Origin of the sequence: Paenibacillus plantarum (assembly GCF_013141695.1) — a bacterium.
Lineage (GTDB): Bacteria > Bacillota > Bacilli > Paenibacillales > NBRC-103111 > Paenibacillus_E > Paenibacillus_E plantarum.
The window spans coordinates 417763-442444 of record NZ_WHNY01000026.1 but is presented as its reverse complement, the minus strand read 5'-3'; the positions used below and the strand labels follow the sequence as shown (position 1 = coordinate 442444).

The following is a 24682-nucleotide window of genomic DNA, read 5'->3' as shown; positions in this document are numbered from 1 at the left end:
TAATGAATATGAAGAAGCTCATACTCGGTGAAAATATAGAAAAGGTTTATGGTCTGGGTGATGAAAGGCGCAAGGTTCTTGACGGAGTGTCCGCCAGTATCAACGAGGGGGAGTTCGTTTCGGTGATGGGACCTTCAGGCTCGGGAAAGTCGACCCTGATGTTCGCGATGAGCGGGATGGATAGTATTGATGGAGGGAAGGTTACTTTTGACGGCAGGGATTTATCAGCACTCCGCGAAAATGAGCTGGCTAACCTGCGCAGAACCCAAATGGGCTTTGTGTTTCAGCAGCCTACGTTGATGAAGAATATGAACATCCTGGATAACATCATTCTTCCGTCCATGCGTGACAACAGAAGGAACGTCAAGACAATCACGGAACAGGCGAGAACGCTTATGAAAAAGGTGGGCATAGCAGATCTGGAAAAGCGGGACATTACCCAGGCGTCGGGTGGACAGCTTCAGCGTGCGGGTATCTGCCGCGCCCTTATGAGCAATCCGCAGATTATTTTTGGTGACGAGCCTACCGGTGCCCTAAATCAGGAAGCTGCGCAAGACATTATGAATCTATTTTCCGAAATCAACGCGGCGGGTACTGCGATTATGCTTGTAACCCATGACGCCAAGATTGCGGCGAAAACGGAGCGTATAATGTTTATGTGCGACGGAAAAATCGTGAGCGAAATGCGGCTACCGAAGTATAGTGGTGTAGATATTGAGGATAGGATGGAGAAGGTCATGGCGAAAATGCGGGAGATCGGAATATAAGTATCTATGTATTGAATCTACTTTTTTTCCAATAAAGTACTAGAACTGCCTTCACTGCACCCAACTGTATAACAATTTTAAAAGTTATTGCAGCGTCTCCCTCAAAGCCAAGCAAATTGCCTGGTAAATAAGATGTCCAGTAGACGATACCGGTAAAAATTCAGTTAAGCCCTCTATTATGCCAAGTATTATTGCTTTATTTACATCAGTCATCAGTGGATAACCCCCTTACGGAATTAAATTCGTTTAACAATTTCCAGTATAAGGGGGATATTTTACCCATCGATTAACCTAACAATATTCAATTCGGTATGACAAATTTCGCATTGCTCATTACTTTAGTCTTAAGTAACCCTTTTTGTTGAATCGCTTTAAAAGGCCTGATTTGAAGCCTCAATAAAACATGAATTCATCCGTATTATTGTTGATATTGCCACTGAACCGCCTCAGGCAGTTCCTCGAAGGTAACCTCTTCCCAGTGCGTGACGCCCCGAATCAGCGTGTTATATAGCTGAACATAAGCTCCTTCTCTCAATTGCTTTCTGGCCGAAAAACCAAGCTTCTTTTCTTTTCCTTTCTCATTATATGAAGTCAGCTCATGGTTGTAACGTCCATTCTCATCTTGAATACCGAGGCCGGTTATCATCGTATAATAGATGGTTTTTCCCGCAGAATTTTCAGGCATCAGCTTCTCGGAGCTGAAGAAGAACATCCACAAGCATGTCCCAATCACGATGATGAGCCCAGCACTCGCAATATTTTTTTCATTTTAAATTCCTCCTAAGCGCAATCAGGAGGAGACAATATCTTTATTCTTCAACCGGCGAATAGACATCGACGCAAAAATAATAATGAAAGCCAAATTGATCATCCAAAACAGAAAGGTCTGCATGACCGTCAACTTATCCTGACTCATCACACTCATGCCAATGTTGAGCAATGAGAACGGGAAGAATATTCCCAACTTGGCAATATACATGCCCAGACCGATAAAGACCGCGCACAGACTGATGCCGATAGGCGTAGCGAAGCTGCGGATCCGCAGCGAAAGTCCCAATTGAAGAGCACTAATGGACATACAAGCATACCATCCGCGTATCGCCCAACCTATAGTCTCTACAGGGAAAGGCCCAGGTAAGGAGAACAAGGTACCTGCAAGCCAGTAGAGTCCCATGAACAGCGCTTGCGCCAACAAGATTAAAATGCTAACGACAATCAATTTGGCAAGAAACACACTGGCAACCGAAACAGGAGAGGTCATAACCATATTCCAATTTCGGTTTAAATGCTCCAGTCTACATATATAGGAACAACAGATGGCAATCAGAATAGGCAGGAAAAACACACCGTAAAACAGGCTGACCTGGGTCCACAGGCTGTACCAACCATTTTGCAGGGCGCCCTGATTAAAATAATAATTCGCACATCCAATCAACAGACTTATGATTGGAAGTATAGCGATTACAAGACCAATCCGGGAATGGCGCAGTTTAAAACATTCAGCAGAAATACTTCGTTTCATCAACTTCCCTCCTCAGATTTCCTGCCGGCTTATATGGATGTTCCCGGCGATATAGAACAGGACGGTCATAATCAACGCCCCCACTACAATTCCAAAGCTTAATGGCTGTACCAGATAGGCGCTCGCAGGCTCGGCATATAGATAAGTAACCGGGCTGAGATCCAAATAGTAAGACCAGATAAAAATTTGTCTAATAGCAGCCGGGAATAATCCGGCGGTCATTCCGATGAAGCCGCCAAGCATGCCCAAGCACAGCGCAAAAGCCTGATTTTTAATAGCAAAAGAAACCCATTGTTGAAGTGCTGTGACAGCGAGAGTCGTCAGTAGAGTACCCCCAATGAACCTGATTAGTAAATCGATCTGAAGCGTACCGGGAAAATCCTTTATGAGTCCGAACACTATTATGAATAAGGCCTGTACAAAGATTCCATACAGGAGCAAACTATTGGTGCATATATACTTCGCCGCGTAGAGATGCCCGCGTCCCACATTGGTAGCAACAAGCATTTTCCAGGTCGATCCCTTATGCTCCATATCACAAATACGTGAGACGACAACGGCTGAAATAATCGGCATAAAAAAGCCATTCATGGAGGATATACTAAAAAAAATAGATTCCCAAACGGCGTGATCCGGATTGCTCGCAATGGACCGGCTAATGGATATAAAGGCCCACAGCATCTCTATGACAAGAAATAATATAATCATGATCCATATTTTTTTGCGGCGGATTTTGAAATATTCCAGTCCTAATATTTTGATCACAAGCTCCGCTCCTTTCCTGTAAACTCCAGGAAAATATCCTCCAGACTTTTCTTTTGCTCCTCGATCCGAGTGACAGCGATTTTATGATCAACAAGCAATCTGTTTATTTCCGCCACTTCCGTATCCTGAAGATTGCCCAACTCAAGTCGGCCGCCGCTTTGTGTTGGACTGTATCCTTGAGTGTAAAGTAGCTGCTCCGCTTTGGCATTGTCCCCTGTTTTCATAAAAATGGCGTTTCTATTTTTTTGCCGCAGGGTTGCCATACTGCCCTGGTACAACAGATTCCCTTCGCTGATAATGCCTACTGAGGTAGCGATCTGTTCGATCTCCGAGAGCAAGTGGCTTGAGAGCAATATAGTTACACCATAACGTGCGGGTAATGATTTGATGAGCTCCCGAATTTCACCAATGCCTGCAGGATCAAGTCCGTTCGTCGGTTCATCAAGGATCAACAGCTTGGGAAAGGCCAGCAGTGCCATTGCGATTCCTAGCCGTTGCTTCATTCCTAGCGAATATTGTTCAGTTTTTTTATTTTTCTGATTTTCCAGCCGTACAATACGAAGCGCCTCATGTACGTTTTTATCTGGCACGTTCCGCAAGTGCTGCATGACCTTCATATTCTCAAGCCCTGTCAAATGTCCGTAGTAGGAGGGAGATTCAATCAGTGATCCGGTACGTTGCAGGATGGATGGGCGATGTTTGCTCAGGCTTTCCCCGAAAATTTGGATTGTCCCTTCAGAAGGCTTGATGAGTCCGAGCAGCATTTTTAGCGTAGTTGTTTTCCCTGCTCCGTTTGGACCCAGAAACCCATAGATTTCTCCCTCCTGAACATGTAAATCAACCTTATTTACACTGTTAATTGCCCCGTAAGTTTTGGACAGATTTTGTGTTTGCACAATAGCTAATGCACTCATAAGAAAGTCAGCTCCATTCAAGTCTTTTTAAATATTTCTTCTCTGTTTCAACAGTAATGAATCCACCTTTCCTTAGTCTTTAGATAACCTTACGTCAACCTTAAATAGAATTAGAAAAACACAGCTAATTCCCTTGTTCATGTATAATAAATTGGGGGTGCTGCATGGAGAATTTAAAAAACAAAAAAATATTAATTGTAGATGATGAACCAGAAATCAGAATTATGATTGAAAGATTTTTAAGAAAAGAGGGCTTTTTCCGGATTTACACAGCAGCCGACTGCGCTTCAGCTCTGTCGATCTGCCGCACAGGCAAGCCGGATATCGCGATTCTGGATGTCATGCTGCCTGATGGCGACGGATTCTCGCTTTTATCTTCCATTAGACAGTTCTCGGACATGCCGGTCCTTTTTCTTTCCGCCCGAGGCGAGGATGAAGACCGGTTGCTCGGACTGGGTTTGGGGGCAGATGATTACATTGTGAAGCCGTTCCTACCGCGCGAACTGGTATTGCGGCTGATGGCGATTCTAAAGCGGTTCTACTCCTCTCCCGTGGCAGAGCGTCTGTCTGTCTTCCGATTGGGGGAACAGACTATTGATCTGGATAGCGCTGTCGTGTACAGGAATCACAAGGAGCTGCCCTTGACGGCTAAGGAACATGCGATTCTTGTGAAGTTGTATGAGAACCAAGGCCGAATCGTCACGAGCGATGCCTTATGCCAGGCCGTTTGGGGAGACGACAGCTACGGATACGAAAATACATTAATGGTCCATATCAGGCGGGTACGCGAAAAAATCGAGCTCGATCCCTCCAAACCGATCCATCTTCTCACGGTCAGAGGACTGGGATATAAACTGCAAGTGAAAGAGACACGCTAGCGTGGAAGGAATTATTCGCATATTACGCCGTTTTATCGCCGCGACCATATTTATCTCGATATTTTTGCTGATGTTTAACTTCGTACTGCTAGGTACGCTGGTGTTCACAGAAAATTACCAGCATCCGTCCCCAAAAGACATGGTTAAGCAAGTGGCCCAAAGCTTGGAGAAGCAGGACGACAGCTTTCAACTGGACGAGCAGGCTACCGAGCTTCTGCAGCAGAATCATGCATGGGCCATGCTGCTCGGTGAAAAAGGTCATGTGAGATGGGACTACCATCTACCTAATGATGTTCCTAAATCCTACAATCTAGTCGATGTAGCCAAGTTCTCGCGGTATTACCTTATGGATTATCCGGTTTATACGTCGGAACATAAGGATGGCCTGATGGTGGTAGGGTATCCCAAGAAAAGCCACTGGAAGTATCAATTGGATTTTCTTCCAGATTGGATAAGCTCGTTGCCCCTGCGGGTTGTACTACTGCTACTTTGTAATTTGGCTTTGGCTCTGCTGATATCTATTGTCATTGGCACGCGTCTCATAAGAAAGATACGCCCTCTGGTGGACGGAGTTCACAATCTATCCAGGGAGCAAGCGGTTCAGTTGGACGCTAAAGGTATATTCGGTGATTTGGCCCAGAGCATTAATTCCGCGTCAGCTATACTTCAGAACAAGACAGCCGCGCTGCAGGCACGGGATGAAGCACGCTCCAACTGGATTGCTGGGATTTCTCATGATATTCGGACGCCTCTCTCGCTCGTTCTCGGCTATGCAAGCGAAATGGAGGATCATTCGGACTTGCCGGAGGAGCAGAGGCATCAGGCCGGTATTATCCGGCGCCAAGGCGAGAAGCTGCGCTCACTTGTAAGTGACCTGAATCTGGTCTCCATGCTTGAGTATGAAATGCAGCCTTTGCAGTTGAAGCATATCCGATTATCGGTTCTGGCTAGACAGGTTGTCACGGAATTTTTGAATAACGGTTTGGATGACCGGTATGACATTGAATTGAAACTAGCCGATGAAGCGGTTCAGATCAATGGGGACGCGAAATTGCTGCTTCGGGCAATCAGTAATCTTGTCCAGAACAGTGTGCGTCATAACTCGCAGGGCTGCAAAATCATAATAAAAGCCTCTCTATCCAATGACCGCTCTCAGTATCGCTTTATCGTAAGGGATACTGGACGGGGAATCCCACAAGAGCAATTGGCGGAGATTACCGAATTGCACTTTTCAACAAGGAGAAAGCGGCCTGTCCAGCAAGGTCACGGTTTGGGGCTTCCGATGGTGGCAAGGATTGCGAAGGCGCATCACGGCCGCCTCATTCTTGCAAGTGGTATGGACCAAAGAGGTCTAACAGCGGTCATGGAATTCCCTGTGCAGTCACAGAACGAAAAATTAGACAATGAGGATATTTGATTAATTGTGGTTATGGTTAATCTATTCTGGAATTTCAATCTAATAGTGCCGAAGCGGCATGCAAGTCTAATCGATGAAATAAGAAAAGTTACTGTTAATTAGGAAGACATGTTTTTTGAAGTTAAACCACAATTGTATCAAAACACAACGATGGTGCCGCTTCGATTTATAACAGAAACTTTAGGAGCTACCTTGGATTGGGACGATGCAACTTCTACAATTAATATTAAAACCAATTAAGGTATGGACTTAGAAGATGACTTTTCTAATTAAATAGGAGGTTTACTAAGTGAGAAAGTTATACTTGTTGAGTGTTGTAATCCTAAGTCTTATTTGTACTTCTGTTCTTATTGTTCCTTTTAGTGCGGTTGCAAAAGTGAGTAATGTTGTAACTATTGAAGATCAAGCTCTTGAAAAGGTTATTCGTAAACAACTTAAAAAAGACGATTCTCCATTAACCCAAGATGACATGGATCAGTTGATTACATTAGGGCCAACAACTTGGCAAGGGATTACTAATTTAAATGGATTGGAGCACGCAACAAATTTAAGGAATTTATTCTTGGCAGTAAATGAAATCAAAGATATTAGTCCATTATTGGACTTGAAAAATCTTAGAGTATTAACGCTAAGATACAACCAATTGAGTAATATGGAATTATTAGGGAGAATGAAGCAACTAGAAGTTTTGGATTTAGCTGCGAGCAATATTACAGATATTAGTTTCCTTAAAGGAGCTTCACAACTAAAAGAATTAAATTTAAGTGATAATCTAATTTCTGATCTTTCACCTCTAAAAGATTTCAAACAATTAGAACGCTTTACTGCCTATGATAATCAAATTAGCGATATTTCCCCATTGTCGGAACTTCATTCTTTAAAATATGTTGTCCTTAAGGATAATCAGATTGAGGATATAACTCCTTTAAGAAATCTACTAAATTTGAGCTACTTGGGTATTCAAGATAATATGATAAAAGATATTAACTCGTTAAATGGGCTTACTCATTTAGGTGGCTTAGAACTGTCGAACAATCCGATTAAAGATTTGGCTGCAATAAAACAACTCACAAATCTTGCGAATCTAAATTTAGGATCACAACATTTAAAAGATATTAGTTTTCTTGAGAATCTGACTAATCTTTATAGGCTCGATCTAACATCAAATGAAATCTCAGACCTTTCACCATTATATGGTTCAGATGTACTAGATACACTTTATCTAGAAAACAACAAAATTTCAGATATTACACCACTCAGTGATTTGAAAAAAATATGGTTTCTAAATCTAAGTCATAACCCAATTATTAATTTAGATCCATTAACTAAAATGCCTAATTTGTATTCGCTTTATTTAAATAATAATGGAATAAACTCAATTGAGTTTTTAGGGAGTCTTCCACAACTATCTTCACTCTCCTTAAATGATAATAGGATCACCAGTCTCAAAGGAATTGAAGGTCAAACTAAACTATCATCGTTGGAACTACGAAATAATCGGATAACTGATTTGTTGCCGTTAGAAAAAGTTAATAAATTACAATCACTATATTTGGATGGAAATGGTATTTCTAATCTGTCAGTGTTGTCCTCACAAACGGACCTGAGAAGGGTATCTCTTATTAATAATAATTTATCGGATATTTCAGTTTTAGATAATCAAAGCAATCTTTGGGAAATATATTTAGCTAATAATCCTGTCAGTGAAGATTCTTTGAATTGGTTAATAGCAAGACAAGCTGGCGGTGTGGTTACTTCGTATGGTGATCACATATTTGTTTCGATAGATGGGTTACTTCAAGATTATTCAACTGAAGAAGATCCTCAAAATATTAAGGGGTCCATATATGTTCCAATGAGGAAAATATTCGAGGCGCTACATGCAAAAGTAACATGGGAAAATGATACTCGTACTATTGTTGCGACTAAATCAGATTCGTCTTTAAAACTTCAGGTTGGTTCTAAAAAGGTGGAAATTAATGGAGCAGTAAAAGAGCTAGATGCAGAAGTTCAAATAATCAACGGAAGCACATTTGTCCCAATTAGGCTCGTCAGTGAAGCATTAGGCGCTGAGGTCAAATGGGATGCCTCGAACAAGACAGTCATAATATCAACAAAATAATAACAATAATAAAGGAAATGTTTAGGATCAATGATGGTTTCTAATGATATGCCTATGTAGAATTATTTCTAAATAATTTTTCCTAATGAATACTGCTACAAACCGCTAATTTTGCCGCGGTCCGCTTCTAATTTTAAACATTTCTGAAACAACAAAAACGGAGCACCGCGGGTTTGCGGGCTCCGTTTTCTAATTAATTATGGAATATCACATTTTTTTTAGTTATTCAGATTTTTCAACCCCAAAAAATTATTGTCCATTAAAGTATGATAAGTTTTTAATCTTTTCATAATTTCAGAAATATGTTCTGCTTCCTCGTTTGTTTCATCAATGTTACCGATTAAGAAAGTACGTACTCCCAAATCCATATACTTGCACAAATAATTCGAAACATCTGAATAACTCCCGACAATATATGGATCATCAACCTTATTTCCAGAGAGATATGCTCCCATCCAATAAACATCATCATATATTTCTTGCGATAATGCTAAGTTTGCCATCAGTTTTGTATTGTGAGATGAAGATTTCCCTCTTATCTTTGTAATCATTTTACCATGTCGATCTTGAATATATTTTGAATTTGCAATTTCCCATGCTTTTTCAGAACTATCCCTAGTAATAATGGAAATGCGTATAGCTAGGTTTAGTTCTTTTTTCTCGATTTTCGGTAGATATAATTTTTTGAATAATTCGATTGGATGTGGCCTTAATAATGCAGTATCTGCAACATCTTGTGCTAGAAGTATACTTTCATCTGAAGAACCCGGAATAAAAATTTCAGGCATTAAATGAGTAGGAATTGACGCTCGGGCATCTAAATTCGAAAATTTATAATAATCTCCATGGAAATTAACTTCTTTATCTGACATTAAAAGAGTATAAACAACATTTATGTATTCTCGAAGTCTAGCGTATTTTGTTTTCGGATCAATGGATTCATACATTGCCTTTATTTCAGATTCATAAACCCCTGTAACAAAATTCAAACAAACTTTACGTTTATATAACGTCGCGATTGATTTTATAATTTTTGCAGATGTTACAGGAGGCATATAGTATGGCTGGACTGCTATTAGAGGTACTAAATGATCTGTATTATTTAATACTTTTGTTGTAAGGATCCAAGGATCAAATGAATTATTAAAAAAATATATTAACGATCCATAAAAATTATATTTCTCAGATAGTTTACTGATATTTTCTATATCTCCAAATTCGCCGGAAATCGTTAGCCAACTTGGGATTTCTGAGAAAAATCTTAATTCGCTTGCCATCTGGATTCCCCTTTCTAAAACCTACTGATGTTCCAATATAGGTATTCCTCAAACCTCGCTGTAAATTCCCTGAATATGAAATTTACAGCGAGATTGTGTGAAGACGGTTGCGAAACATATCCCAAAAACTCAATGAGTACTCATGATAATCTCCTCCGAATTAAGCTCATTTGTGCGAAGAACGTCGCTCAACAAACCGGGTGTCGACCCTGATTTTGGATGTTATTTCTAGTCCTACTTCGATAGATTCAATAACTAAATCTACTGCTAATTGAGCCATTCGCTGCTTTTCAACATGGATAGTTGTTAACTCAGGTGAAATGATTTGTGATTCCGTAATGTTATCAAATCCAATAACGGAAACATCCCCAGGTATCCGTATACCAAGCTCAGTTAACGTCTTCATTGCACTAATAGCGATATAATCACATTCGCAAAAAAGAGCAGTTGGCAGGTTACGATCTGTATCTAAGTAAGATTTGATTTGGGCTTTCAGATCATCCTGCGATGAAAGCATTGTAGGTGCCACAGAAAAGAAGTGTTCAGGCTTGATCTTTATATCATATGCCTTCAGTGCTTCCTGAAAGCCTTCTTTTCGCTCCTCGAAGTTGTGGAGATGAACATTCGAAGCTATATATCCGATTTCACGATGCCCCAATTTGCATAAGTGAGCCCCCGCTTGATAAGCACCCATCCTATTATTGATCCCGACAAAATGAACAGGTAATGTATCAAAGCAGTTGTCAAGTACGACAAGACGAGGGCCTAACCGATTTGCAATATCCAATATATCGACTGAGGTTAGGTTAGTACCAAGTAGAATGACACCATCACTTTGATTTTCCTCAGAAAACACCCGAATTTCTTGTTCGAAGTAGGCCATATTGATGGTTGAAAAAAGTAAGGAGTAACCTTTGGCTCGACATCGTTCTTCGATGAAATGAATCAGCTCTCGAAAGAAAGGTTGTTGGTAATACGCTTCGAGGACGATTCCTGAATTCGTAAAGACCAAAAATGTTAAGGATTTCACAGAGCCTTCATTGGCTGATAATTTCGGCTTGGGTGCATAACCGTTTTCTCGTGCGATTTCAAGAACGCGTTCTCGCGTTTCATTGCTAATTCCAGGTTTCCCGCTAAGTGCAAACGAAACAGCAGATTTGGACACGCCTGCTAGTTTGGCGATATCTTCCATTTTCATATTAATTAATCCCCATTCGCTAAAACTGTTTAGTTAGTTTAGTTTATAACAAATTTACTAATTGTACAATTGGGAAAATAGTTGCAACTAAAAATTATATAAAAATAAACTAAATTCAAGCTAAATTTGTAATTGACGCCTGAAAAACGCCGTGTTAGATTTGTTTTACGTTATAAATAATTGAAAATTAACTAAATTACTTAAAATCTGTTTAGTTAATTTTGTTGGATTGAACTAAACTTAAATACTAAACAAAATGGAGGCATACAATTTGAAAAAGTTAAAACTTGGCTACGCACCTACAAGACGCTTTGTCTTTAGTGCAGAAGACGCTTTTAAGTACAAAGTACTTATTAAGGAGAAAATCCAAAGCTTTGGGCTCGATATCGACATCGTGGATCTTGAGGGAATTAATTCTGAAGGTCTTTTATACGACGACAATATTAACGCTGACCTCATTATCGAGCGGTTTCGTCAGGAGAAGGTTGATGCTGTTTTCTTCCCGCATTGTAACTTCGGTACAGAGGATACCGTTGCACGTGTAGGTAAAGCGCTAGGAAAACCTGTGCTTTTGTGGGGCCCGCGTGATGAGGCGCCCCTCGAAGACGGGATGAGGCTTCGCGATACACAGTGTGGTCTATTTGCTACTGGTAAGGTTCTGAGACGTTTTAATGTGCCGTTTTCCTATGTAACGAATACACGTGTGAACGACCCTGTGTTTGAAAGAGGGTTTTCGAATTTTATTTCAGCGGCTAATGTTGTTCGTCAGTTCCGCGCACTTCGCATTCTGCAAATTGGTCCAAGGCCATCTTCGTTCTGGACAATGATGTGCAACGAAGGCGAGTTGTTGGAACGGTTTGGCATTGAGCTTTATCCGATTACACTCGTAGATATTCAGCGAGCATCCAAGCGTGTTGAGAACGGGAATTCCTCTGAATTAGCTCAAGCTATCGATTACATTAAAGCCAAACTGGATTGGACGGAGGTGACGGAAGCGGACGTAAGGCGGATCGCGGCATTAAAAGTCGCGATGAAACAATATGCCTTGCAAACAGGCAGTACAGCGATTGCCATTCAATGTTGGTCTTCTTTACAAGAAGCTATGGGGATTATGCCTTGCTTAGCTAATGCCATTCTGACGGATGAACAAATTCCAGTAACCTGCGAGACAGACATACATGGGGCGATTACATCGGTCATGGTGCAAGCTGCTGCTATGAATCAAGCGCCAACTTTCTTCGCTGATTTGACAGTTCGGCACCCGGAGAATGCCAATGGTGAATTGCTCTTCCACTGTGGTAACTTCCCAGTATCACTTTCCGTGGAAGAGAAGCCTAAGCTTCGTAAGCACTTTTTGTTCGATGATCATGCTCCAGGAACGCATGAAGGAGAAATTAAAGGCGGCGGTATGACGCTGGCTAGGTTTGACGGAGATCATGGCGAGTATCAACTGTTTCTTGGGCGTGCTCAAGGTATTCAAGGGCCGTATACACGAGGTTCCTATGTATGGGTAGAAGTAAATGATTGGCCGCTTTGGGAAGAAAAATTAGTCAAAGGACCTTATGTGCATCATTCGGTCGGGATTCATGCTAACGTGATCCCATCTCTATATGAGGCCTGTCAATATATTCCGGGGCTGACACCGGATCCTGTGGATCCAACAGAAAGTGAAATTCAAGCATGGCTGCGAGGCAAGGGCTTGTAAGAAGGAGGAGGCAAATATGGAAATCAAAGCGCTGCAGGCCAAAGCAACACATATCCGGATGGATTTACTTCAAATGATTGCGACTGCCAAAACAGGCCATACCGGCGGCTCACTTAGCAATACAGATATATTAACTGCCTTATATTATCGCATTATGAACATTGATCCTAAGAATCCAAAAGCGGAAGATAGGGATCGGTTTATTTTAAGCAAAGGGCATTCCGTAGAATCCCTTTGGTCCATACTTGCCGATCGAGGCTTTTTCCCAAGAGAAGACCTTGCCACATTCAGCCAATTTGGCACGAAGCTTATTGGTCACCCGAATAACAAAGTACCTGGTATCGAGATGAACACAGGTGCACTTGGCCATGGTTTGGCAGTCGGGGTAGGAATGGCTCTTGCTGCTAAACGTGATGGTGCGCCATATCGGACTTTTTGCCTAATGGGGGATGGTGAGCAAGCGGAAGGTTCGGTTTGGGAAGCAGCTATGGCAGGCGCACATTATAAATTAGATAATTTAATTGCTATTATTGACCGAAATCGGTTGCAAATTAGTGGGTCAACGGAAGAGGTAATGGGGCTGGACCCCCTTGAAGATAAATGGGTAGCATTTGGTTGGCATGTTGTTTCAATTGATGGCAATGATATGAATGCTTTGGTTGAAACATTTGCAGCAGTTCCAGCAGTAGCTGGTAAGCCAACACTAGTCATGGCGAATACAGTGAAAGGCAAGGGAGTTTCCTTTGCGGAGAATGTCCCTCACTGGCATCATCATGTACCGAATGAGTTAGAATTAGGGAGAGCGCTAGCAGAGTTAACTGCAGCTTTAGAAATGTTTGAACAGAAGGGGGAGGTATGTTAAATGAACACAATCCCTAACCGACAAGTCATTTGTGAAACACTGCTCGAGCTTGCTAAAGATGATCGTGACATTATGGTACTTGCTAGTGATTCAAGGGGATCAGCAGCCATGGCACCTTTCGCTAAAGCATACCCAGATCAATTCGTTGAGGTCGGTATAGCAGAGCAAAATATCGTAGGGATATCCGCAGGACTAGCTCACAGCGGTAAAAAGCCCTTCGTGACTTCACCGGCTTGCTTTCTGAGTATGAGAAGCATTGAGCAGATCAAAGTGGACGTAGCCTATTCGGGAACCAATGTAAAGCTGGTTGGTATTAGCGGTGGAGTTAGTTATGGCGCATTGGGAATGTCTCACCATTCTGTGCAGGATATTGCAGTTGCACGTGCCATCCCAGGATTATCGGTTATCTTGCCTGCTGACCGACATGAAACAAAACGTATGACAGAAGCGCTTGTAAATCATAATGGCGGAGTTTACATTCGCATAGGCCGTAATGCCGTCGAAGATGTGTATGAATCACACGATTACGAATTTATTATCGGAAAGTCCGTAAGGATGCGAGAAGGAACAGATATCACCATCATTGCCGCTGGAGAAACTGTACGTGTAGCACTTGATGCGCATGAAGCGTTAAAGCAGGCTGGCGTATCTTGCAGGGTCATCAATATGCACACCATTAAACCACTGGATGAACAAGCCATTATACAAGCTGCCAAAGAAACAGGACATATTATCACTGTAGAAGAACACAGCGTTCTTGGTGGACTAGGTGCAGCTGTAGCTGAAGTCGTTGTTCAAAATCATCCGGTTCACATGCGTATTATCGGGATTCCAGATGAACCAGCGATTGCTGGGAAAAGTTCGGAAGTATTCGAGTATTATGGCATAAGCAAAAACAATCTTAGGCAAATCGCGTTAGAAATGCTCGGTAAACAGGAGTAATTGTATGAATAAATTATATATGCTGGCAATTGACCAAAGTACATCTGGAACGAAGGCACTTATCGTTGATCGTGAGGGTTCCATAATAACGCGCAGTACGGTTTCACACACAACCTTCTATCCACGTCCTGGTTGGGTTGAACAAGATCCGATGGAGATTTATAACAATGTCAAACGCTCAGCACATGAAGCTATAAACTCCGCTGGGATTGGTTATGAGGAAATTGCCGCCATGACGATTACGAATCAGCGAGAAACAGCTGTCATTTGGGACTGTTTGACGGGTCTTCCCGTCTATCATGCCATTGTATGGCAGTGCCAACGGACAGCAGATCTGTGTGCAGCATTTAAGACGGCAGGTGCGGAGGATGAGGTACGATCCAAAACCGGCTTAATGTTGGATCCCTACTTCTCAGCTGCCAAATGGCGATGGATTCTTGGGCATGTGGAGGGCATCCGGGAAAAGCTGGATGCCGGACATCTTCGGGCTGGAACCATGGACAGCTGGTTAATATGGAAGTTGACTGAAGGAAACGTGCATGCAACGGATTACACAAATGCAAGCCGTACATCCCTATTTAATATTCATGCTCTAGAATGGGATGAAGAGCTTTGCAACCTATTCGAGGTTCCGATCACCTTGCTTCCTGAGGTTAAATCATCAGATGATATTTTCGGATACACAGAAGACCCTACTTTATTTGGCGAAAATCGTATCCCCATCACGGGCGTCATTGGAGACTCTCAAGCAGCCCTATTCGGAAATCAATGCTTCGATATTGGGATGGCTAAAGCGACCTATGGCACGGGGACATCCGTGTTAATGAATGTTGGTCATAGACCGGTTCAAGCTGAGAACGGATTGGTAAGTGCAATCGCTTGGGGAATAGAAGGGAAAGTAACGTATGCCGTTGAGGCTGTTATTCGCACCTCAGGGGATAGCTTGTCATGGGTGCGCGATAATCTTGGAATATTCCGTACTTTCGACGAAATGGAGGCATTACTTCAAGAAGCGCCAGATAGTGAAGGCGTGTACTTAGTACCGGCCTTCGTGGGGCTCGGAGCACCCTATTGGGATTCTTACGCTAGGGCTTCAATTACTGGAATGAATCGAGGGACAACCAAAGCTCATATCATTCGGGCAGCGCTTGAAAGTATCGCTTATCAGGTCGATGATGCTGTTCATCTAATAGAGAGTGAAACAGGGGTTGAACTACAAGAATTGCGTGCTGATGGTGGCGCATCTGAGAATGCAGGTTTGATGCAATTCCAATCCAATCTGCTTGGCAAAAAAGTTGTTAAATCAGATGTTGCTGAATTATCGCCTATGGGTTCCGCGTATATCGGTGGTGTCGGCATCGGTTTTTGGCCCTCATTAGAGGAAGTAAAAAAAACTGAGAAATCGATTAATCAGACCTATTCGCCCTTGATAGATCCGAAATTGCGGGATGTGTACAGGGCAGGATGGAATAGAGCTGTCGTTTCGGTATTGCGAAAGAATGAGTCTTGAGCGTTGCAAATACGAATCTATTGATTGCGCTTACAGCGATCTTAATAATGTTCGTTGATTTTTAAGTTTTTAGCACTATTCATCCCAAGTGCACATCTATACAATATAAGTATAATGTCCAATTGGAATTCAGGGATGGTCAGACATTGGATTAAGAGCCAATACCAGAATGACATCGCTTCAATCGGGCTGCTTGATGCAAAGGATGGCCGTTGAAATGAAGAATTTTAGGATTGTAAAGAAAATGGCACTTGGATACCTACTGCTCGTGATTTTGCCGATTATTGTGTTCGGTGCTTACTTGTACAATCAGTTTTATATGGATGTCACCTCAGAGTTTTCGGAAGGAAAGCAGAAGCTAATCATTCAAGCTGGCGATGGGTTCCGGTCGAGTCTGAACCAGGTGGAATCGATTCATGATCTGTTCATGAACAATCAGCAGTTGATCGATTATCTTAGTGGCTATAATTCCTCTGAGCAACAATCTGTATACAATTATCTCAAAGACATTCGACCCCTATTTTTCTATGCGCAATCGCATCATAAAGAGATTTCGTCTATTAAGCTGTATAAAATAATGCATGAGGTCCACACGGTCACCGGTGAACTTGAGGACCTTAACGAAATGGATAAGAAGCCATTAGGAATGCTTGGCAATGTGAAAGCAGATAAAGGTGTCTGGCTGCGCAGTAGTGGAGACGACACCACCGCACTTCCGAACCTGAGCTATTATCAACGCGTTTATAATAATAGTTATACGAAGCCGCTGGCTGTGCTAGAGATTATAACCAATGATTCGTTGCTGCGAAATTTCCTCAAGGCGGTCGATGTCAATCAGAACATGCAAGTAGTGATTGCGCAAGGAGGCGAAACCGTTTACCACAGCGGTGGGATCGGGCTGTACGACGAAGAGATAGCAAACTTGCTAGATATGGCCGAAAAAAGCAATCAAGGTTACGCCTATTTGCGCAAGCAGAGGACGCTTGTGAACAAGTTGTCGATCCCAGAGCTGTCAACGACGTTCTACTTCTTCAGTCAGATGGATGAAGTATTCGTCGACATCCGGTCCAAGGTGCTCTTTCTCGCGCTTTCGCTATTGGGATCACTGGCTGTGCTGACGGGGATTTATTACGCGACGGCTTCCTCACTTGTTAGCCGAATTATTGGTTTGGCAAAGCATATGAGAAATGTGGACGAAAACAAGCTGACCTCTTACGAGGTTGGAACATCGAATGATGAAATCGACTTTCTGACCCGATCCTACAATTCACTTGTTCATCGCATTGATGATCTTCTAAATACCGTTCATAAAGCCGAACTCATGAAGAAGGAGGCGGAATATCTTGTGCTGCAAGCACAGATCAAGCCTCATTTTCTTTACAATACACTTGAATCAATTCGTATGCTGGCAGAGATCAATAACGATCAAGAAGTGGTCGATGCGATATATACGTTTGGCAGGCTTCTTCGATACACGTTGAATTCGGGAGATAACGAGACGTTTCTGACGCACGAAATCGATCATGTTCAGCATTATTTCGATATGCATAAGCTGCGCTTGTTGGATCGGCTGCGCTTCTCCATCCAGATACAAACGAATATCGACGATATTCGCTGTCCGCGGTTTATTTTGCAGCCAATAGTGGAAAATTGCATCCACCATGGCATCGGGCGCATTCGCAAGGTTGGGGTGATTGATATCGTCGTTAGACGAGAAAACGCTGAGCTCCTAATCAGTGTCTCCGACAATGGGCCGGGCATCTCGGAGGAACGTTTGGAATTGATTCGAGGCGTGCTTGGCAACGAGCTGGATCGACAGGCTCTCCAGACCGAGAATTCTGGTCACGGTTTATACAATGTCAGTGAACGTATTCGTACGTTCTACGGCGGACAAACGTGTATGCTGATTGAAAGTCGCGAAGGCGAAGGTACGACATTTACCTTGAAGCTTTCAATACCTGAGGCATGACAATTGCTGAATTAGCTAGCTTATATGTTAGGAGGAAGTAGGATATGGATGATGTTGGAAAAGTAATTGCCGATTTGCCCGATTTTGAAAATTTAAACATTCTGCAGCGAAACGTAGAACGTCCCAGGGCCGCTTCAATCCCGTTCGCAAATTCACAAGAGGCCTTCGTGAACGATCGAACGGCCTCTCCTTATTATCGATGTCTGAATGGGGAGTGGAAATTTTACTACGCGGAGAGCCCGGTTGAAGCTCCGGAACGGTTTTATGAACAATCGTTTTCCTGCGAGGCGTGGGATACACTCTCGGTTCCGTCGAATTGGCAGTTACACGGCTATGGCGTGCCCTTATATAGCAGTAGCAAGTATCCGTTTCCGGTTGACCCGCCGTTCATTCCGAAGATGAATCCGACGGGCTGCTATACTCGGATGTTTACCGTCCCTGACAGTTGGATCGACAGATCTGTCATTCTCGCATTCGACGGTGTGGATGCGGCTTTTCATTTGTGGGTGAACGGCGAGGAAGTGGGCTTCGGTCAAGGCAGCCATAATCGGATGGAATTTGATATTACCCCTTATCTCCGCTCTGGTGAGAACAAGCTAGCGGTACGCGTTTATCAATGGTCGACAGGCAGCTATCTCGAGGATCAAGATAAATGGCGGATGAGCGGGATATTTCGGGATGTTTATCTGCTATCAGTCCCTAGCGTACATATGTTCGACATCCGCATTCGGACTTACTTAGACGAGACGTACCGGGAAGGTTTATTGGAGCTTGCCGTTACTTTAACGAATCGATCTGAACTGTGGGGTGAAGCTTGCGGCATTCATGTGGTTCTGCTCGAATCGGCGCATGAACTCGCAAGCGCGACGCTTGCCGTAGATGCGCTTGCTCCTCGCTCGGAAGCTGTCGTCCAGGCTGAGTTTCCAGTAATTAACCCTGAACTGTGGTCCGCTGAGCAACCAGCTCTTTATACGCTCCTGCTGACATTGACCAATGCGGAAGGTCATGTAGTAGAAGCACATCGCTACACAATTGGATTTAGGGATGTGAAAGTGGAAGCCGGACGGTTGCTCGTCAACGGCATTTCGATTGTCCTTCGCGGTGTGAACCGTAATGAATTCGATCCAGATCTCGGTCATGTGACGACGATGGAGGCGATGGTTCGTGACATTACGCTGATGAAGCAGCATAACATAAATACCGTTCGTTGCTCTCATTATCCGAACGACGAGCGCTGGCTTGATCTGTGTGATCAATACGGGCTGTATGTCATCGACGAAGCGGATCTGGAGACGCATGGTTGTGTATTTCTCGGGGAGATCAGTCGTTGGATCAACAATCCCGACGAGAAGAATGCGTATGAAAGCCGGTTAGCTGAGGATCCTGCGTGGAGGGAGGCATTCCTCGATCGGATGGTTCGTGTAGTAGAGCGGGACAAGAACCATCCTTCCATCATTGTCTGGTCCCTCGGGAATGAGTCGGGCTATGGTGACAATCACGATGCCATGACTGCTTGGACGAGAGAGGCGGATCCGACACGTCCGATTCATTACGAACGGGCTAAGGATGCACCGATCGTCGACATCATCAGTTCCATGTATCCTTCCGTAGACATGCTGATCGCCGAGGGGGAGAAGGAGGAGTCACGACCTTATCTGATGGTTGAATTCGGGCATGCGATGGGCAATGCGCTAGGCAATCAGAAGGAATATTGGGACACTGTTTACCGATACCCCCGGCTTTGCGGAGGTTTGATATGGGAGTGGACCGATCTCGCGATTCGCCGCCGTACAAGCGACGGAAGCCTCCAATACGCCTATGGCGGCGATTTCGGTGATGAGCCTCATAGCGGCAATTTCTGCATCGACGGATTACTGTTTCCCGACCGTACCCCCAAGCCCGCTTTACTTGAATTCAAGAAGGCGATCGAACCGGTCACCGTTCATCCGGTGCAACCGGAGCAAGGTGTATTACGGATAGGCAATCGGTACGATATGGTTTCGCTGAAGCATCTTGCTATCCATTGGTCTGTGTATCGTGATGGCATCCTACTAGAGGAAGGGACGCTTGCGTCGCTAGATATTCCGGCAGGAGGAGAGGAACTCGTCATAATTCCTTTCAGCACGCGCCCGACGGATCACAGCAGTGAATATTGGCTGCATGTCAGCTTCGTCCTGCGCGATTCCACGGAATGGGCGCAGGCAGGCCACGAGGTGGCATGGGCGGACGTGCCGTTGAACAATTCGGCTTGTTCAGAGTCTGCCGCCAATACACAGGTGTTGGCCAGATTGTCAGCTGCGGAATACGATCGATTCATTCGCATCGACGGCGACGTCTTCACATTGACGTTCGATAAGCTGAACGGAGAAATAACGGCCTGGGAATATAAAGGCGTATCTTTGCTCACGCAAGGACCTCGCATCAATTTGTGGCGGGCACCGATCGACAATGACGTCCATTTGGCGAAGCAGTGGCGTGAAGCAGGGTATCACGAACTTGACGCCTACGTACGCAGAATCGAGTTAAGTACGCAAGAGGACCACTCGGTCATTCAGATCAAGACGGAATCCGTGCTCGGCGTAAAAGGTACCCGGCCACTATTCCAAGTAGAGCAACTATATACGATTTACAGCAGCGGGGAAGTGAAGCTGGAGAACCGGCTTGAACCCTTGAAGGAAGGATTGCCGCCTCTGCCCAGAGCAGGTATTCAGTTCACGATGCCGAATCGATTCGATCGCTTCTCATGGTTCGGCCTAGGTCCACATGAATGTTACGCCGACCGCAAATCCAGTGGAAAGCTTGGTGTGTACGAAGGGACAGTCGATGAGCAATTCGTGCCCTATATCAAGCCGCAAGAGAGTGGAAGCAAGGCGGACGTGCGCTGGGCCACTGTCACGGACGTCAACGGCGTTGGACTGCTTATTACTGGAGCGGGGATGCCGCTAGGGCAAGTTAGTGCAAGCCGATATTCAACCAAGGATTTGAGCGAAGCCAAACATCATACGGATCTAATCCAACTGGGCGATGTGGAAATCAATGCCGATTGGAAACAATCGGGAATTGGCAATCATAGCTGCGGCTATGCCCCTACCTTGCCGTCCTATCTGCTTGCTCCGGAATCGACGGAATTTACGGTTCGACTGAAGCCATTTAAAGAGGCAGGTCATGCATAATGGATATTTCTAGTTGTTTGACACCGTACAAATGGAAGAAGCCTTTGCTTGTCGGATCAGGTGCGAAAGAAGCATTTGACAGCCACGCCGTAGATTGCCCGTTTGTGTTTAGGCACAATGACCGATTTTACATGATGTATGTCGGTTTTGATGGAACAGGATATCAGACTGCATTGGCTACAAGCGACGATCTGCTGAATTGGCAGCATCTGTCGATCATATTGACCAGAGATGAAGAAGGTAACGGATGGGATTCTCGCAATATTGCAGGCACATGGATGTTACGTGACAATGATATCCAAGGTCCAGGCTATTTAAAGAAATGGAACGGCAAGTACTGGTTAGCTTATCATTCTTATCCAGGTGATGGTTACGAAGCGGGATCTGCCAAGATTGGTCTTGCATGGACAGAAGACGAGAGCCTAATGAACTGGCATCGCCTGGAGAATCCGATTCTCGTGCCGGAGGATGGCGGGGAATGGGAGAAAGGCGGGTTATATAAGGAATGTCTGTTGGAGTATGAGGGTACTTTCTATTTATTTTACAATGCAAAAGATAAAGATGAAGGCGCTTGGATCGAGCAGACGGGTCTAGCGACTTCGAAGGATCTTGTCCATTGGACGCGCCATGCGCATAATCCGGTTCTTCAAGTAACGCCGAACGCTTGGGATAGCGGGTTCGTTAGTGATCCTTGTGTGCTGCGTGACGGATCGCGCTGGACGATGTTTTATTTTGGATTTAATTATAAAGTGGCACAGGAAGGGATTGCGCTGTCGGATAATTTACTGGACTGGCGCAAATATGACGAGCCGATCATTCGGATTGGCGAAGGTCATGCGATCGATTCCGTGTTTGCTCATAAACCGTCGGTTATTACCCATAACGGGATCTTGTATCATTTCTATACTGCATGTAGGCGCCCGATGGAAGGTGATGCGACATGTAATATTTTTCCCGAATTCCGCACGATTGCAGTTGCGACGTCCTTGCCGCTCGCGATTGGTTCTCTGCGGACAGAAGGCAGGCCTTGTCCGATCGGTCTAGATGAAACGGCTCCCCGCTTGAGCTGGTCGTTCCTTGATCAATTGCCGCTGGCATTTCAGCAGAAGGCATATCGGATTCAGGTTGCGACGAGCTATGCAGGGCTGATGAATGGCGATTCGGATGCATGGGACAGCGGAATGGTCAGCAGCAGTGATCATACGGCTATTCCTTATCATGGTACTGCGCTGCAGCCTAGGCAGAGGTATTATTGGAAGGTTAACATTGAAGATGAAGCGGGGACGCAGTATGACAGCGTAGTGGCCTGGTGGGAAATGGGGCAGCTGGACAGTCGAAGCTGGCAGGGAAAGTGGATCGCCAATCCGGACGTGACCGTGGAATCGAAAGGAGCGTCCCGCTTTAGGCGTCACTTTAATGTCGATCATGAGGTTACACGCGCGAGGGTGTATATAAGCGGGCTTGGGCATTATGAATTGCTATTGAACGGTAAGAAAATAGGCGATCATGAGCTTGATCCAGGCTGGACGAACTATGACCGGACCGTTCTGTACACGACTTATGATATTACGTCGCAGCTGAAGTCTGATGGAAATATCGTTCAAATTGAGCTGGGGAACGGCTTCTATCACATTCCTGGCGGAAAATATGTGAAGTTTAAGGATTCGTTCGGTACGCCTACATGCTTGGCCGATATCGTTATTGAATATGTCACCGGCGCATGCGAGAGGATCAGTACGGACAGCAGCTGGCAAGCCAGTCATAGTCCACTGCTGTTTACCTGTATGTACGGCGGCGAAGAATACGACGCGACGAGAGAAGATGGGAACGCTGCTTCATGGTATCCTGCCGTTGAGATCGAGGGGCCTTCAGGCAAACTTATTGCGCAATCAGCTCCGCCGGTTAAGGTGATGCGTACATTCGAGCCTAAGTCAATTTCCAATCCCAAACCTGGCGTATACGTGGTGGATCTAGGCCAGAACTTCTCCGGGTGGCCGAAGATTCGTGTTAGCGGGATTGCGGGCTCGAAGGTTGTATTGACTTGTGCTGAAATACTGATGACGGAAGACGGCTTGGTTAATCAGAAGTGGACAGGGTCCCCGAGCGAGTTTATTTATATCTTAAGTGGCAACGGTATGGAGGAATGGCGTCCGAAGTTTTCATATACTGGCTTTCGTTATGTGATGATTGAAGGCGCAATTCCTGAAGCTTTCAGCTCCCAAGCAGAGTCTTCCTTGCCGGTGTTGTATGGCATTGAAGGACAAATGCTGTATCCTGAGCTAGAAACCGCAGGAGGATTCGAGTGCTCAGATCCACTGCTTAATCGGATTCACGAAATGATCACGATGGCGATACTTAGCAATACGAAGAGTGTATTCACGGATTGCCCGCATCGAGAAAAGCTCGGTTGGTTAGAGCAAGTTCATTTGATGGGACCCTCAATTATGTTCAACTACGATGTTGAAGCGATGCTGAAGAAGGTGCTGCAGGACATCTCCGATGCCCAATTACTCGATGGCATGGTGCCGACGATCGCACCGGAGTATGTCGAGTTCGGTGAAACACTGAAAATATTCCGTGACGCTACGGCTTGGGGCGGAACGTATATCTTAACCCCTTGGGAAGTATTGCAACGGTATGGCAATATTAATTTGATTCAGAAACACTATCAGGGCATGAAGCGATATCTGGCATATCTAACGGAAAAGTCGGAGGGGTACATCATCACCGAGGGGCTGGGCGACTGGTATGACATCGGTCCGGCAGGACCTGGACACTCGCAAAATACGCCTATACCTTTCACAGAAACAGCGATCTATTATGGTATGTCCGTTGTCATGCAGAAAATAGCAGCATTGCTGCACGAGCAAGCGGATGTGCAGCAATACGAGCAGTTGACCGCATCCATCCAAACAGCATTTCAGGAGAAATACTGGGACGAACAGGCAATCAGCTACGCAACTGGCAGTGATACTGCGCTTTCCATGCCGATCGCGATTGGACTGGCTCCCGAGCAGCATCAAGCTGTGCTGATTGAGAAGCTAGTACGGCAAATTTCCGAACGCGGCTATCAGACTACAGCTGGCGATGTAGGCTATCGTTATCTGCTGCTTGCACTTAGCCGGGCTGGCAGATCGGATGTCATTCACCGGATGTCGCAAGTTACGGAGAAGCCAAGCTACGGGTATCAAATCGCGCATGGAGCCACGACGCTTACCGAAGCGTGGGATGGACCGACAGTAGGCAAGTCGCAAAATCACTTTATGCTGGGACATCTGGAGGAATGGCTGTTTACGGGTCTGGCAGGTATAGATTTCCGCTATGATACAGAAACGGATCGTTACAATATCATGATTAAGCCCTATATGCCGGGTGATATGAAATGGGCAGAAGCTTGGCAGCAGCTGCGTCCAGGGTATGCGAGAGTGCGCTGGGAGAGAGATGAGAAGGATGAGCTATCGATCAGCGTGACAATTCCGCCAAATGCCAAGGGGATCGTGTACGTGACGAAAGCTATCTGCGGGCAAGATGAGCAGGCGGTATGGCCGAGAGGTGTCAAAAAACTTCGAGACGAATTGAATGATGCGGTTTTTGAGATTGGATCTGGCAGCTTTATTTTTTACAAACAAAAAGTGATTATCGTCGAGTGATTTCCGCTACA

The 24682-nt window shown here is 44.6% G+C and carries 18 protein-coding genes and 1 pseudogene; 12 read left to right on the top strand and 7 right to left on the bottom strand.

Annotated elements, in window-relative coordinates; translation table 11 throughout:
- Positions 1–8 precede the first annotated feature (8 nt).
- Complete coding sequence (locus GC096_RS08630) at positions 9–767, top strand: ABC transporter ATP-binding protein (RefSeq protein WP_171629856.1); 759 nt, start codon at positions 9–11, stop codon at positions 765–767.
- A gap of 22 nt (positions 768–789) precedes the next feature.
- On the opposite strand, the pseudogene GC096_RS08625 reads toward GC096_RS08630, so the two are convergent.
- From GC096_RS08625 to GC096_RS08605, 5 genes and pseudogenes are all read right to left on the bottom strand, one after another.
- Positions 790–980 (bottom strand): annotated as a pseudogene (locus GC096_RS08625) (undecaprenyl-diphosphate phosphatase); the annotation flags it as partial.
- A gap of 205 nt (positions 981–1185) precedes the next feature.
- The gene (locus GC096_RS08620) at positions 1186–1479 is read right to left on the bottom strand and encodes a YxeA family protein (protein ID WP_171629818.1); all 294 of its coding nucleotides are present in this window, start codon (positions 1477–1479) and stop codon (positions 1186–1188) included.
- Between the two features lie 78 nt (positions 1480–1557).
- Positions 1558–2289 (bottom strand): ABC transporter permease, encoded by a 732-nt coding sequence (locus GC096_RS08615; RefSeq protein WP_171629817.1) that lies wholly within the window; start codon positions 2287–2289, stop codon positions 1558–1560.
- Between the two features lie 12 nt (positions 2290–2301).
- Positions 2302–3054, bottom strand: a complete 753-nt coding sequence (locus GC096_RS08610) for an ABC transporter permease (protein WP_171629816.1) — start codon at positions 3052–3054, stop codon at positions 2302–2304.
- Positions 3051–3968 carry an ABC transporter ATP-binding protein gene (locus GC096_RS08605; RefSeq protein ID WP_171629815.1) on the bottom strand — a complete coding sequence of 306 codons (918 nt, stop codon included), beginning with the start codon at positions 3966–3968 and terminating at the stop codon, positions 3051–3053. The genes GC096_RS08610 and GC096_RS08605 overlap by 4 nt, the downstream gene beginning before the upstream one ends.
- 164 nt (positions 3969–4132) lie before the next feature.
- Between GC096_RS08605 and GC096_RS08600 the strand changes: the two genes are divergently transcribed.
- From GC096_RS08600 to GC096_RS08585, 4 genes are all read left to right on the top strand, one after another.
- The gene (locus GC096_RS08600) at positions 4133–4846 is read left to right on the top strand and encodes a response regulator transcription factor (protein ID WP_171629814.1); all 714 of its coding nucleotides are present in this window, start codon (positions 4133–4135) and stop codon (positions 4844–4846) included.
- A gap of 1 nt (position 4847) precedes the next feature.
- Complete coding sequence (locus GC096_RS08595; RefSeq protein ID WP_171629813.1) at positions 4848–6263, top strand: sensor histidine kinase; 1416 nt, start codon at positions 4848–4850, stop codon at positions 6261–6263.
- Between the two features lie 108 nt (positions 6264–6371).
- Positions 6372–6503 carry a stalk domain-containing protein gene (locus tag GC096_RS39535; protein ID WP_171629812.1) on the top strand — a complete coding sequence of 44 codons (132 nt, stop codon included), beginning with the start codon at positions 6372–6374 and terminating at the stop codon, positions 6501–6503.
- 49 nt (positions 6504–6552) lie between these two features.
- Positions 6553–8385, top strand: a complete 1833-nt coding sequence (locus GC096_RS08585) for a leucine-rich repeat domain-containing protein (RefSeq protein WP_171629811.1) — start codon at positions 6553–6555, stop codon at positions 8383–8385.
- Between the two features lie 218 nt (positions 8386–8603).
- On the opposite strand, the gene GC096_RS08580 is transcribed toward GC096_RS08585, so the two are convergent.
- Together GC096_RS08580 and GC096_RS08575 are read right to left on the bottom strand one after the other, a co-directional pair.
- The gene (locus GC096_RS08580; RefSeq protein ID WP_171629810.1) at positions 8604–9662 is read right to left on the bottom strand and encodes an LLM class flavin-dependent oxidoreductase; all 1059 of its coding nucleotides are present in this window, start codon (positions 9660–9662) and stop codon (positions 8604–8606) included.
- Between the two features lie 166 nt (positions 9663–9828).
- Positions 9829–10860: a LacI family DNA-binding transcriptional regulator gene (locus tag GC096_RS08575; RefSeq protein WP_171629809.1), complete on the bottom strand. Its 1032-nt coding sequence runs from the start codon at positions 10858–10860 to the stop codon at positions 9829–9831.
- Positions 10861–11131: 271 nt separating this feature from the next.
- Between GC096_RS08575 and GC096_RS08570 the strand changes: the two genes are divergently transcribed.
- The 7 genes from GC096_RS08570 (at position 11132) to GC096_RS08540 (ending at position 24671) form a co-directional block, all read left to right on the top strand.
- A complete protein-coding gene (locus GC096_RS08570; RefSeq protein WP_171629808.1) occupies positions 11132–12565 on the top strand; it encodes an L-fucose/L-arabinose isomerase family protein in 1434 nt (477 codons plus the stop codon).
- A gap of 16 nt (positions 12566–12581) precedes the next feature.
- Positions 12582–13427: a transketolase gene (locus GC096_RS08565; RefSeq protein ID WP_171629807.1), complete on the top strand. Its 846-nt coding sequence runs from the start codon at positions 12582–12584 to the stop codon at positions 13425–13427.
- Positions 13428–14369 (top strand): transketolase family protein, encoded by a 942-nt coding sequence (locus GC096_RS08560; RefSeq protein WP_171629806.1) that lies wholly within the window; start codon positions 13428–13430, stop codon positions 14367–14369.
- Between the two features lie 4 nt (positions 14370–14373).
- Complete coding sequence (gene glpK, locus GC096_RS08555) at positions 14374–15879, top strand: glycerol kinase GlpK (RefSeq protein ID WP_171629805.1); 1506 nt, start codon at positions 14374–14376, stop codon at positions 15877–15879.
- 217 nt (positions 15880–16096) lie between these two features.
- Entirely contained in the window at positions 16097–17848 is a 1752-nt protein-coding gene (locus GC096_RS08550) for a sensor histidine kinase (RefSeq protein WP_171629804.1), read from the top strand.
- Positions 17849–17892: 44 nt separating this feature from the next.
- Positions 17893–21021, top strand: coding sequence for a beta-galactosidase, LacZ type (gene lacZ, locus GC096_RS08545; protein WP_171629803.1), 3129 nt, complete (start codon positions 17893–17895; stop codon positions 21019–21021).
- Positions 21021–24671, top strand: a complete 3651-nt coding sequence (locus GC096_RS08540; protein ID WP_171629802.1) for a family 78 glycoside hydrolase catalytic domain — start codon at positions 21021–21023, stop codon at positions 24669–24671. Before lacZ ends, GC096_RS08540 begins: the two co-directional genes overlap by 1 nt.
- The last annotated feature ends 11 nt before the right edge of the window (positions 24672–24682 follow it).